At 58.8% G+C, this 12385-nt stretch carries 7 protein-coding genes; 3 read left to right on the top strand and 4 right to left on the bottom strand.

Going from position 1 to position 12385, the window contains the following annotated elements; genetic code table 11:
• Positions 1–12: 12 nt before the first annotated feature.
• Positions 13–1632, top strand: coding sequence for an FMN-binding glutamate synthase family protein (locus tag PSH65_RS06360; protein WP_305425403.1), 1620 nt, complete (start codon positions 13–15; stop codon positions 1630–1632).
• On the opposite strand, the gene PSH65_RS06355 is transcribed toward PSH65_RS06360, so the two are convergent.
• From PSH65_RS06355 to PSH65_RS06345, 3 genes are read right to left on the bottom strand one after another with little or no spacing between them, the layout of a single operon-like run.
• Positions 1610–3202 (bottom strand): glycosyltransferase family 39 protein, encoded by a 1593-nt coding sequence (locus PSH65_RS06355; protein ID WP_305425402.1) that lies wholly within the window; start codon positions 3200–3202, stop codon positions 1610–1612. The two genes, PSH65_RS06360 and PSH65_RS06355, sit on opposite strands and share 23 nt — an antisense overlap.
• Positions 3203–3221: 19 nt before the next feature.
• Positions 3222–4730, bottom strand: coding sequence for a glucosyltransferase domain-containing protein (locus tag PSH65_RS06350; protein ID WP_305425401.1), 1509 nt, complete (start codon positions 4728–4730; stop codon positions 3222–3224).
• A gap of 1 nt (position 4731) precedes the next feature.
• Positions 4732–5673, bottom strand: a complete 942-nt coding sequence (locus tag PSH65_RS06345) for a glycosyltransferase family 2 protein (protein WP_305425400.1) — start codon at positions 5671–5673, stop codon at positions 4732–4734.
• 221 nt (positions 5674–5894) lie between these two features.
• On the opposite strand from PSH65_RS06345, the gene PSH65_RS06340 reads away from it, so the two are divergent.
• The gene (locus PSH65_RS06340; protein WP_305425398.1) at positions 5895–7019 is read left to right on the top strand and encodes an OpgC family protein; all 1125 of its coding nucleotides are present in this window, start codon (positions 5895–5897) and stop codon (positions 7017–7019) included.
• A 265-nt stretch (positions 7020–7284) separates the two neighbouring features.
• On the opposite strand, the gene PSH65_RS06335 is transcribed toward PSH65_RS06340, so the two are convergent.
• Complete coding sequence (locus PSH65_RS06335; protein ID WP_305425396.1) at positions 7285–8706, bottom strand: amino acid permease; 1422 nt, start codon at positions 8704–8706, stop codon at positions 7285–7287.
• Positions 8707–9252: 546 nt separating this feature from the next.
• Between PSH65_RS06335 and PSH65_RS06330 the strand changes: the two genes are divergently transcribed.
• The gene (locus PSH65_RS06330) at positions 9253–12366 is read left to right on the top strand and encodes a transglycosylase domain-containing protein (RefSeq protein WP_305425395.1); all 3114 of its coding nucleotides are present in this window, start codon (positions 9253–9255) and stop codon (positions 12364–12366) included.
• The last annotated feature ends 19 nt before the right edge of the window (positions 12367–12385 follow it).

The raw sequence follows: 12385 nt of genomic DNA, 5'->3' as shown, positions 1-12385 counted from the left end.
CAAGGAAACCGTATGAGCCTGTCCCTCCTGAGCCGCTACGCCTTCTTTGCCGTGTGTGTGATATTCACCCTCGCCAGCCTGCCCTTTCTGCAACACGACTGGCTCTGGCCGATCACTGCCGTCACCGGCGTCCTCAGCCTCGTAGGGCTGTTCGACCTGTTGCAAAGCCCACACGCGGTGCGCCGTAATTACCCGATCCTGGGCAATATTCGTTATCTGGTGGAGGGTATTCGCCCGGAAATCCGCCAGTACCTGCTCGAATCCGACAGCGACGCCCTGCCCTTCTCCCGGGCCCAGCGTTCGCTGGTCTATTCACGAGCCAAGAATGAAAGTGCCGACAAACCCTTCGGCACGCTGATCGATGTGTATCAGTCTGGCTTCGAATTCATTGGCCATTCCATGCGCCCGGCACCATTGAGCGACCCGAGCAGTTTCCGGGTAATGGTCGGTGGCCCGCAGTGCACCCAGCCGTACTCGGCGTCGGTGTTCAACATTTCGGCCATGAGCTTCGGCTCCCTCAGCGCCAACGCCATTCGCGCATTGAACCAGGGTGCCAAACTCGGCAACTTCGCCCATGACACCGGCGAAGGCAGCATCAGCGCCTATCACCGGGAAAACGGCGGCGACCTGACTTGGGAGCTGGGCAGCGGCTACTTCGGCTGCCGCACCGCCGATGGCCGCTTCGACCCGCAACGCTTCGCCGCCCAGGCGTCGAGCCCGCAGGTGCGAATGATTGAAATCAAGATGAGCCAAGGCGCCAAACCCGGCCATGGCGGGATCTTGCCCAAGCACAAGGTGACGCAGGAAATCGCCGAAACCCGCGGCATCCTGATGGGCGAAGACTGCATCTCACCGTCACGCCACAGCGCGTTTTCCACGCCGATCGAACTGATGCACTTCATCGCGCAGCTGCGTGAACTGTCCGGCGGCAAACCGGTGGGCTTCAAGTTTTGCCTGGGCCACCCGTGGGAATTCATGGGCATCGCCAAGGCCATGCTGGAAACCGGCATCCTCCCGGACTTCATCGTGGTCGACGGCAAGGAAGGTGGCACCGGCGCCGCGCCTGTGGAGTTCACCGACCACATCGGCGTGCCAATGCGCGAAGGTTTGCTGTTCGTGCACAACACGCTGGTGGGCCTGAACCTGCGGGACAAAATCAAACTCGGTGCCAGCGGCAAGATCGTCAGCGCCTTCGACATCGCCAGCGTCCTGGCCATCGGCGCCGACTGGGCCAACTCCGCGCGCGGCTTCATGTTCGCCATCGGCTGCATCCAGTCGCAAAGCTGCCACACCAACAAATGCCCGACCGGCGTCGCCACCCAGGACGCTCTGCGTCAACGCGCCCTCGTGGTTCCAGACAAGGCGCAGCGCGTCTTTAACTTCCATCGCAATACGCTTAAAGCCCTGGCCGAAATGCTCGCCGCCGCGGGTCTCGATCATCCTTCACAACTGTCGGCCAAGCATCTGGTGCGACGCATGTCGGCGACCGAGATCAAACTGTTCTCGCAGTTGCATGTGTTCCTGAAACCGGGCGAGTTGCTCACCGGTGAAGTGAACGGCGAGTTTTACTCGCGGATGTGGCAGATGGCGCGGACGGATAGTTTTGAGCCTAATGAACTGGCGGCTGCATAGGCCGTGTTTGCGCGCCAACCTCAGGGTTTGGCGCTTCCCCTCGGATGAACAATCGGGCTTCGCTGTCCCCTTCCTTCAGCATCTGCACCTGTTTCCAGTGTTCGGGAAACAAGGCGTCATGTTCAGGACGAGCGTTGCCCGTGACCCACCAGATCCTCTTGGCATTCAGTTTCAAGGTTGAAAAATCGTCGAAGAGAATCGAACGCAAATGACGGGGGATGAGTGCCCAACCACCGTATTCGGCGGTTCCCCAAAGGGTGCCGGTCGGTGGTTTGAAGGCGTATAACCTCGGCTGAATACCTGTCGGGTTGTAGTACGTAAACGGCAAATACCAATACAGGTTATCCACAACGATCTCGTCACCCGGACGGACTTTGCGACCAAGACCTTCGACCACGGCGTCCAGCCTTGCGTCTTTGCGAATGCTTGTCCCGTTCATCTCATCCGTTTGCGCGTAGACCGCCAAAAGCCCATGTATTTCTGCCAACAAAACCAAAGCCATGGCGACAGCGGCAAGCGCGGTGTGGCGTTCGCTCCATACGTCCAGCGCGAGCGCAACGATAAGGGGCAACGCGGCGGCAGCGAACACCAGGTATCTGGCATTGAAAACCGGCACGATCAGCGACACCAGAAAAACGGTCAGCACCGGTACAAAAAAATAGCCCACCAGCAAGACACTGAAAGGTCGCTCATGGCGTGCCTTGAGCAGCACCGCAGCAGCGCAAACAACGATCAACACCGAGGGCAACACACGCCATAAGGATGAATGGCTGACGGCTCCCTCCATCATCACCAGTTGCCAAACGAGGGTCAGCGCCGCTTGCCAGGTGAGCGGCGGTATCCACTCGAGCCCGTCCATTCGCAGCAATTGATCGAGCAAATCGGGTAGCCATGGCAGGTACAACACGACGATTGCGCTGTTGGCCAAGACCCACGCACGAATCGGTATTGCCGTGGACCGACCTTCATCTCGCACTCGCCACCAACACAGCCAATGCACCAAAACACACAGCGCGGCGAAGTAATGCGTATAGAAAGCAGCCGTCATCAGCAGCACGTAAAAAACCGGATAACGCTTTTGATCCGGTGCCTTGATCCAGCACACCAGCGCCACGGTCGCGCCCATCAGCCAGAAACCGAGCAAGGTGTACATTCGCACTTCCTGGCTGTAGCGCACCGATATCGGTAGCAATGCCAACAACACTGCCGCTATCCAGGTCGCCTTTCGCGTTGTCACCAGACTCATCAATTTAATGCACAGCAACAGCGTGCCGACATCGGCCAGTGCACTCAGGGATCGCGCAGCCAACACGCCATTGCCGAACAGCAACATCCAGAAATGCAGCAAGACATAGTAAAGCGGCGGATGAACATCCCGCGCTGTCGTGGCCCAGATATACGCAGGCGAGCCCTCGGCCAGTAGCAGGCTGTAGGCCTCGTCGTACCAGATGACCGGCACGGTGATGGAGTGAAACCTTGCGAACAACGCGATGGCTAACACCGCCAACAGACCTGCCCCGTCGGCGAGCCGGGATGGAAAGTTTTCAGGATAGATCGAAGAGGCGCTCACCGGCCGATCCCCTCATTGTTTACCACTGAAGCGTGGTGATCGGGGTCGGCTCTTTCATGACGATAAAACCGTAATCGCCCAGCAGATAGATGCGATAGAACTGGCTCTCCACCAGCGGTGGATAACCTTGGTAACCGACCAGGGTCGCGTTGCGCCGCGCCCTCTCCGCGACCACATTAGTGATGCCAGCCTTCGGCAGGTTTTCAGCCAGCATGAAGAAGTTGATGTTCAGCAGATAATGCAAGACCGGCATTTGCTTGAACGAGCCCGCAGCCCCCACCAGCCAGTGATCGGAATAACTCACCGCCAGGTAAATGCGCTTGGCCTCGTACAGTTGCCGCTGGGCCGCAATGTCATGCCCCAGGGAAAACAATGCGCTGGACGCAAAGGTGTTCTGCACCGTCAGCACGCGGCCATAGGCGTAAGACAACGAAAGCATGGCCAACAGAGGCACCGCCAACAACAGCGGCAGCCGCTCATGAATGGGCGCCAGCGCCAGATGGCTCAAATAAAACAACAGCACCAGCAACACCGCAAACCCCATCAAGGTTCTGGCGCCTTCATTGAAGTCGCGGAAAAACAGCGCGGCACCCGACACCAGCAGGGTCACGACCGGCACTGTCAGCACACACACCAGGCCCATCACGATTTTTCTCAGCCCGGTGTCGTGGCGTTCAATCACGCTGCGGGCCAACCGCGCGCTGCCCACAAGCGCACACAACAGCAGCACGGCGAACACCCAAGTGAATCCACCGTGAAACAGCAGCGCGACTTTTTCCAGCACCCGGCCGATGTTGATTTCAAGTTGCAGCAAAGGCTCCGCTGCCCAGTTCAGCAGTAAGGCGCGATCGCGATTCATGTACGGATAAGCCGTGACGCTGTAGATCAACCCGCCGAGCCCTGCCTGGGCGAATTTCCAGCCGATCAATTCGTACCACTGCCGCCAGGCCCAGTTGTCATTCGCGCCCCTGAGCAGTTCCAGGCAACACAGGCCCAGAAACACATTCAGGCTCACCTGATAGAACCCCAGCGCCAGCGCAATCAGGAAAGCCGGTACCAGCCATTGCAAAATGCGCGAGGGATGACGAAAAGTGATTGCGTAGATCACTGCCACCAGACTCAAGGCATTGGCCGGCCCGTCGTATTGATAAGACAGGTTCTGCAGGAAGAACGGGTTGTACCAGAGCGGCAACAGCACCAGGCAGCAGGATATCGTCGGCTGCGGGTAGTAATGAAAGGTCAGGCTGGTCAACGCCGAGGCCATGGCCAGCGCGGCGATCAACAGCGGCAACGGAAAAATGTTCGGTGCCGCATCACTGAATGTCAGCAGGTTGTAGAACAGCTCGGTGAACAACCGCCCCTGCCCCGCCCAGGCAGTACCGGCCGACAGCGAGCGCCAGTTGTCATCGATGTAGGGATAGTCCGCGAGGATCAGCGGAATGACATAAATAAGGATCGCGATCAGGAAAAACAACCAGACCCGACGACGCCCGAGTTCTTTGCTGAAAAAGTCGCCCAGTCTGCCCATGCTAAAGCCCGAGCCGGTCTGTGCCGCCAATGACGTCTTTGACCACATAACGGGGCCGGTGCTTGGCTTCGATGTAGATGCGGCCGACATACTCGCCGAGGATGCCGATACCGATCAGTTGGACGCCGCCGAGAAACAGAATGGCCGTCATCAGCGAGGGATATCCGGGGACATTGTTACCGAAGAAAATCTTGTCCAGCACCATGTACACCGCGTACAGCACCGCGAAGATCGAAATGCCGCCACCGATGTAAGTCCACAACCGCAACGGCACGGTGCTGAACGAAGTAATGCCTTCCAGCGCCAGGTTCCACAGTTTCCAGCCATTGAACTTGCTGCGTCCCGCCACTCGCCGGGCCCGCTCATATTCGACCACCGCCGTGGTGAACCCGGCCCAGGACAGAACGCCCTTCATGAACAACTGATGCTCGGGAAGTGCGCGAATCACATTGACCACCTTGCGGTCCATGAGCCGGAAATCCCCGACGTTTTCTTCGATCCGGGTGTAGGAAATCCTGTTCAGCAAATGATAGAAGAGCGATGCGCTGTGGCGTTTCAAATAACTGTCACTGTCACGATTGCGGCGTTTGGCGAGCACCACATCAGCGCCCTTTTGCCACTCGGCAATCAACCGAGGGATGACGCTGATCGGATCCTGCAGGTCCACGTCCATGGGAATCACCGCATCGCCGGTGGCGTATTCCAGCCCGGCAAACAACGCTGGTTCCTTGCCGAAGTTGCGCGAAAAGTTGACCAGCAATACCTGTTCATCGACCTGCGCCAGCGCCTTGGCCTGCTCAGCTGTCTGATCGGTACTGCCGTCATTAATGAACACGATCTCGACCTCACACGGGTCAAGTTTCAATTCGCGACGCACCGCCTGATAAAACAGGTTGATCGCCTGCTCTTCATTGAATACCGGGACAATCAGCGAAACTTTCACGTTTCACACTCCTGAAAATCGAAGTGTAGATGTTCGACAGACCGTCATCAGTGGGCGTTCTGGCGCGCGAACTGCCCGGCAGACCAACGGACACGCAGTCCCGTCCGTTCGCTATAGGCAACTGAGACATTCGGTAATATCCAGGCTTTTGCAATTAGCCGCGAATCACGCCACCCTGCGCGCCGCTCCTACCCAACAACCCCGTTCAAGAGCCTGCCGTCATGACGTTTGAACGCGATTACCGAATCGACTTTTTTCGCGGCCTGGCCCTGATCTTCATCTTCTGGGATCACGTGCCGCAGAACCCGCTCGCGCAGTTCACGGTGCGCAACTTCGGCTTCAGCGATGCGGCGGAGATCTTCGTGTTCCTGGCCGGGTACGCGGCCGTGCTGGCCTACGGCAAAATCGCCCGGCGCGACGGTTTCATGGTCGCCACGGTGAAAATCCTGCGACGCGCCTGGGTGCTTTATGTAGTGCATATCTTTTTGCTGGCACTGCTGATGGGCATCGTGTTTTTCGCCAACAGCCACGTGGAAACCCGTGATCTGGTGCAGGAAATGGGCTTGCAGTACTTCCTCAGCAATCCGCAGCAGGCATTGATGGATGAGCTGTTGCTGCGCTTCAAACCGAACCTGATGGACCCCTTGCCGCTGTACATTCTGTTGCTGCTCGGCCTGCCGCTGGTGCTGCCGATGCTGCTGCGCAAGGCTGAATACGTGGTGGGAATGTCGGTGGTCTTGTATCTGCTGGCGCCATGGCTCCAGTGGAACCTGGCGGGCACCGACGGTGGCGTGTGGTTTTTCAATCCGATGGCCTGGCAGCTGCTGTTTATTCTCGGTGGCGCGGCGGCGATTCATGGGCAAAGGCCTCGGCTGTCGCAACCTCGACCGCTGACTCGGCAGCCGGTATTCATCGCCGCGCTGACCTATTTGCTGCTGACCGGGCTGATCGCACTGTCGTGGAAGTGGCCTGGCGTGCATGACGCCTTCATGCCCCAACAGCTCGGCGAATGGCTCTATCCGATCAGCAAGACCAACCTTTCGCCAGCGCGCCTGCTGCACTTCCTCGCCCTCGCCTACGTCACCGCCAGGTTGTTGCCGGACATGGGCTGGACCCGACATTGGCTGGCGCAACAAAGCTGTCGCATGGGTCGTTATTCGTTGGAAGTCTTCTGCTTTGGCGTGGTGCTGGCGCCGTTGGCAGACATGCTCAACGCCTTGGGCGGGAACACACTGGCAATGCAGATATTCAGTGCACTGCTGGGAGTCGGGTTGATGGCGTTGCTGGGGGCCTGGCTGGATTTCAACAAGCGGTTGAATCGACCGGCACAAGTCGCCGTCGTCTGACATGGAGACAAGCCAATTCTTGTGGTGAGGGGCTTTTGTGGCGAGGGAGCTTGCTCCCGCTCGGCTGCGCAGCAGTCGTAATCCGGTTGAACGGTGACCATTTTAGGGCCGCTACGCGCCCCAGCGCGAGCAAGCTCGCTCGCCACAGGAGATCGGCGCCATGTCTAATCCTGAAACAGGTGTAAACCTTCTTCAGGACTAGACAGCACCCACAAAAAAGCCCCGGTCATCTCGACCGGGGCTTTTGCGTTTCTGGCGTTACGACTTACGAAGCCGAACGCACCGCACCTTGCGACACATTGGTCGGTTGCAGCTTGAACACGTAGAACAACACCGTCAGCAGCACCAGGAAAGCAGGCCCGACATACAGCGCCACGCGCGTGTCCGGGAAGTACGCCATCAGGCCGACCACCAGCACCAAAAATGCCAGCGCCAGATACGAGCTGACGGGGTACAGCCACATGCGGTATTTCAGGCCGGCACGTTCGCTGGCGCTCAGGCCTTTGCGGAACTTGAGCTGGGCCAGCAGGATCATCACCCAGGTCCAGATCGCGCCGAAGGTGGCAATCGCGGTGACCCAGACGAAGACCTTCTCCGGCACCAGGTAGTTAAGCAACACGCCCAGCAGCAACGCACCGATCGACAGCAGCAATGCGCGACGGGGCACGCCGTTGTTCGAGGTCTTGGCGAAACCGGCCGGGGCCTGGCCGTTCTGCGCCAGGCTATAGAGCATGCGCCCGGTGCTGAAGATGCCGCCGTTGCAGGACGACAGCGCAGCGGTGATCACCACGAAGTTGATGATGCCGGCGGCGGTCTTGATGCCCAGACGCTCGAAGGTCATCACAAACGGGCTGCCCTGGGTGCCGATTTCGTTCCACGGGTAGATCGACAAGATCACGAACAAGGCGCCGACGTAGAACAGCAGAATCCGCCAGAACACCGAGCCGATCGCATTGGGGATGGTCTTCTGCGGGTTCTTGGCTTCACCGGCGGTCAGACCGATCATCTCGACACCGAGGTAGGCGAACATCACCATTTGCAGGGACATCAACACGCCTTGCACGCCGTTGGGCATGAAGCCGCCGTGGGCCCAGAGATTGGAAATCCCTAGCGCCACACCATCGTTGCCGAAACCGAAAGCAATGATGCCGATGCCACCGACCACCATCGCAATGATGGTGACGATCTTGATCAGGGCAAACCAGAATTCGAACTCACCGAAGGCTTTCACCGCGATCAGGTTGATCGAGCCCATGCTGACCAGCGCCGCCAGTGCCCAGATCCAGCGCGGCACGTCGGGGAACCAGACGCCCATGTACACCGCCACCGCGGTGATTTCCGCGACGCAGGTCACCAGCCACAGGAACCAGTAGTTCCAGCCGGTCAGAAAGCCTGCCAAGGGGCCAAGGTAGTCTTGTGCATAACGGCTGAACGAGCCGGCGACCGGGTTGTGCACGGCCATCTCGCCGAGGGCGCGCATGATCACCAGGATCGCCAGACCGCCAATGATGTAGGAGAGCATGATGGCCGGGCCGGCCATTTCGATGGCCTTGGCCGAACCCAGGAACAGGCCGACGCCGATACAGGCACCGAGCGCCATCAAGCGAATATGCCGTTCGCCGAGTTCGCGTTTAAGCGGGCCGCCCTGAGCGGTCTCGCCGTGAGGCAGGTGATTGCCGACTGGCATAGGTACAACCTCGTCTTGTTATTGGATTTGACCACCGAGTGTCGAAGCACCGACCGATAAGCCAGCGCTTCTGCGAAACCGGGCCAGCCTCATGGGCAGACCCGTCTTGCAGGACAAAACCTGCAAGATCAGCGGGCGTGCAGTATAAAAAGCTTCCAGTAGGGTTTTTCACTCTATAAACCACAACATTCAGCCATAACTCTCGGCAAAAGCGCGGTTTTCGGAGGGGCATTACCTGACTTTTGTAGGATTATTCGCCACTGAAACGGCGCCGAGTATTGCACAGCAATGGTGCATCGTCATGCCCCTGCGTAGGCGGCATTTACCTCGTTGATGCGTCTAGCTCAGCCATTACAGAAGACACCCCCCCCCTGTGGCGAGGGAGCAAGCTCCCTCGCCACAACAGATCCTTCACCACAAAAGCTCTCTTGCCACAGGTGATGGGGCATACCTGACATTTGGTTATTCACAATTTTTTCACCAACCCCAACCACCGTCTAAGCTTCAAACAAGTCCGATCAATCTGCGTGAATGGATCAGTCGACTATGGGCGCTTTGTGGCAAACCGATTCGAGTAAAACTGTGGTTCCGACTGAACGAGTGGATGAAGCGCCTTTACCTGAGAAACCCCGTCGTTCCCGACACGGCTGGGGGGCTTTCTGGTTGCTGCTGCTGATTATTCTGATTGTCCTCGGCCTCGCCGCGGCCAAGGAAATGCGTACCTCCAAGTTTCAGGCCCGGGAAATCAGCAAATATGCCGCCTCGCTGAAGTACGAGCTGCAGCCCGGCCCCAGCGACGCCATTCGCTACCCTGGCGCAGGCCCATTCGATCAACGCCTGGGTTACAGCTCCCTGGATGAATTTCTGCCGCGCCTGCTCAAGCGCGATTACGTAGTGTCGGCACAAACCCGCTTTTCCCCGGCGCTGATGAAGTACAGCGACAAGGGCTTTTTCGTGCCCTATGCCGAAAAAATCCAGGCTGGGTTGTCGATCACCGATTGCCGCGCGGCACCGCTGTATCAATTCAAATATCCACAACAGCTCTATTCGAGCTTTGCGGCGATCCCTCCGGTAGTGGTCAACAGTTTGCTCTTCATCGAAAACCGCTTTTTGCTCGATCCCCGTCAGCCTTTGGCCAACCCCGCCGTGGATTGGCCACGGTTCGGCATGGCGGCGTGGTCCCAAGTGGCCAAGTTGTTGCGCCTGCCCGGCCAGTCGGCCGGCGGCAGTACGCTGGCGACGCAGCTTGAGAAGTATCGACATTCCCCCGACGGCTTGACGGTGTCGGGCGCGGAAAAGATCCGGCAAATGATTTCCGCCAGCGTGCGGGCCTATCAAGCGGGGCCGGAAACCCTCCAGGTCCGGCAAAATGTGATTCGCGATTACCTCAACAGTGTTCCGCTGTCGGCGGTACCGGGCCACGGTGAAGTGCATGGCATGGCCGAAGGTTTGCGCGTCTGGTACGGCGCCGATTTCAACCAGGCCAACAAACGGCTGGCCAGTACCGATACGGATCCGAAAAGTCTGTCGGAAAAAGGTCTGGCCCTGCGTGAAATGCTGTCACTGATGATTGCTCAGCGTCGCCCTTCCCATTACTTGACCAAGGGCCGTGATGAATTGGCCAGTCTCACCGACAGTCATATTCGCCTGCTGGCGCAGAATGGCGTGATCGATGCGCCACTCGCGGCGGCGGCATTGGCCAGTAAAGTGACCTACCGCGACTGGGCCACCCAGCCCACTATTCAGCCCATCGAAACCAACAAGGGCATCAGTGTGGCGCGCAGCCGTCTGGGCGGGTTGCTCAACCGTCCGCTGTATGACCTCGACCGCCTCGACCTGTCCGCCACCAGCACGCTGCAAGGCGAGTTGCAAACCCAGGCCACCGCGTACCTCAAACATCTGGCCGACCCGACTTATGCAGCGGAAATCGGCCTGATTGGCGAACGTCTGCTCACACCGACCAGCACCACAGAGGTGCGCTACAGCTTCACCCTGTTCGAACTGACACCGGACGGCTCGCGGGTACGGGTGCAGACCGACAGCACCGACCAGCCGTTCGACATCAATGAGGGCAGCAAGCTGGAACTGGGCTCCACCGCAAAAATGCGCGTGCTCACCACTTACCTGCAGATCATTGCCGAGCTGCACGATAAGTACGCAGAGATGAGCGTCCCTGAACTGAAAAAAGTCGAGGTCCCGGACCAGGACCGTCTGAGCCGCTGGGCCGTCGATTACCTGATACAGAACAAAGACCGCAACCTTCCGAACATGCTGAATGCCGCGCTGGATCGCAAATACTCCGCCAGCCCTGGCGAAGCCTTTTTCACCGGTGGCGGGCTGCATACCTTCAATAACTTTCGCAAGGAAGACAACGGCCGCCTGCCGACCCTGCGTGATGCCATTCGTGAGTCAATCAACCTGCCGTTCATTCGGCTGATGCGCGACCTGGTGCGCTACACCACCTATTCCGGTCCCAACAACAGCGCCGAACTGCTCAAGGATGATCGCGACCCCCGGCGCCAGGAATACCTGGCCTCATTCGCCGACAAAGAAGGCACCTCGTTCCTGCTGAAGTTCTGGAAGAAATACCGCAACAAGGACACCCGGGCGCGGCTCGAGACCTTTCTCGACGGCATGCGCCCGACCCCGATTCGCATGTCCGCCGTGCATCGTTATCTATTCCCCCAGGCCGATCAGGAAAGCTTCAACACCTTCGTGCGCTCGCACCTCAAAGGCGACAAGCTTAAAGAAAAACTGACCGATGAACGCCTTGAACGCCTCTACCTGAGCTACGGCCCCGGCAGCTACGATTTGCCGGACCAGGGCTTCATCGCCAAGGTTCACCCGCTGGATCTGTGGTTGATCGGCTACTTGCTGAACAACCCCGACGCCAAGTTCAGCCAGATCGTCAAAGCCAGCCAGTTCGAGCGTCAGGAAGTCTATAGCTGGCTGTTCAAGAGCCGACACAAGGGTGCCCGCGACAGCCGAATCCGCACTATGCTGGAAATCGAGGCGTTCCTCGACATTCACCAACGCTGGCAGAAAGTCGGGTATCCGTTCGATCACCTGGTGCCCTCGCTGGCCACCGCCATCGGCAGCTCCGGCGACCGCCCCGCGGCATTGGCGGAGCTGATCGGCACCATCCTCAACGACGGTGTGCGCATGCCGACACTGCGTATCGACAGCCTGCACTTTGCGGCAGATACACCGTACGAAACCAAACTGATCAATAACCCGGATGTGGGCAAACGAGTCATGCCTTCCGAGGTGGCAACGGCCATGCGCGAGGCCTTGTCACAAGTGGTGGATGCCGGCACGGCCAAACGCGTGGCGGGCAGTTTCAAACTGGCTGACGGTAGCCCGTTGGCCATGGGCGGCAAAACCGGTACCGGCGACAACCGCATTGAGGCCATTGGTTCCGGCGGGCGGATTCTCAGCTCGAAATCGATCAACCGTACCGCGACGTTCGTGTTCTACATCGGCGACCGGCATTTCGGCACCCTCACCGCCTATGTCCCGGGGCGCACGGCCGAGAATTTCAAATTCACTTCGGCGTTACCTACGCAAGTGCTCAAGGGCATGGCGCCGATTCTTTCGCCTTATCTGCAACCCGGCACCCATACGATGTGCCAGGGCACGGTGACAACGGCAGAACGCTAACCGGGGCCTTTCAGCCGTC

Origin of the sequence: Pseudomonas sp. FP603 (genome assembly GCF_030687415.1) — a bacterium.
GTDB lineage: Bacteria > Pseudomonadota > Gammaproteobacteria > Pseudomonadales > Pseudomonadaceae > Aquipseudomonas > Aquipseudomonas wuhanensis.
The sequence above is the reverse complement of the archived record's forward strand: the minus strand, read 5'-3'. Positions and strand labels throughout refer to the sequence as shown.

Coding starts and splice junctions, on each gene's coding strand:
- PSH65_RS06335 (WP_305425396.1), bottom strand. CDS start 8,706: ATGCCAGTCGGCAATCACCTGCCTCACGGCGAGACCGCTCAGGGCGGC.
- PSH65_RS06360 (WP_305425403.1), top strand. CDS start 13: ATGAGCCTGTCCCTCCTGAGCCGCTACGCCTTCTTTGCCGTGTGTGTG.
- PSH65_RS06340 (WP_305425398.1), top strand. CDS start 5,895: ATGACGTTTGAACGCGATTACCGAATCGACTTTTTTCGCGGCCTGGCC.
- PSH65_RS06330 (WP_305425395.1), top strand. CDS start 9,253: ATGGGCGCTTTGTGGCAAACCGATTCGAGTAAAACTGTGGTTCCGACT.
- PSH65_RS06350 (WP_305425401.1), bottom strand. CDS start 4,730: ATGGGCAGACTGGGCGACTTTTTCAGCAAAGAACTCGGGCGTCGTCGG.